The 256-nt window shown below is 76.6% G+C and carries 1 protein-coding gene; it reads right to left on the reverse strand.

All coding sequences use genetic code 11. The annotated features are described in order from the left end of the window. Positions 1-256 (reverse strand): nucleoside hydrolase (locus tag E9565_RS22130; RefSeq protein WP_236836753.1); only part of this gene is annotated, 256 nt, incomplete at both ends.

Consider the following 256-nt stretch of genomic DNA (forward strand, 5'->3'; position numbering starts at 1 on the left):
GGTGGGCACCGCGGAGGAGAGCACCACCTGGGCCGCCTCTGGGTCGGACCAGATGTTGAACTCGGCGGCGGCGGTGACGTTGCCGCCGCGCCCGGCCGAGCCGCCCATCACGACCAGCCGGCCGATGCGCCCGGCGGCCTCCGGGTACCCGGCCACCAGCAGCGCGATGTTGGTGAGCGGCCCGATCGCCGCCACGGTCACCGGGGTGGGGGAGGCCAGCAGCAGCTCGGCGAGGGCGGCGATCGGGCCGCTCACC

This window comes from Blastococcus sp. KM273129 (genome assembly GCF_021698995.1).
Lineage (GTDB): Bacteria > Actinomycetota > Actinomycetes > Mycobacteriales > Geodermatophilaceae > Blastococcus.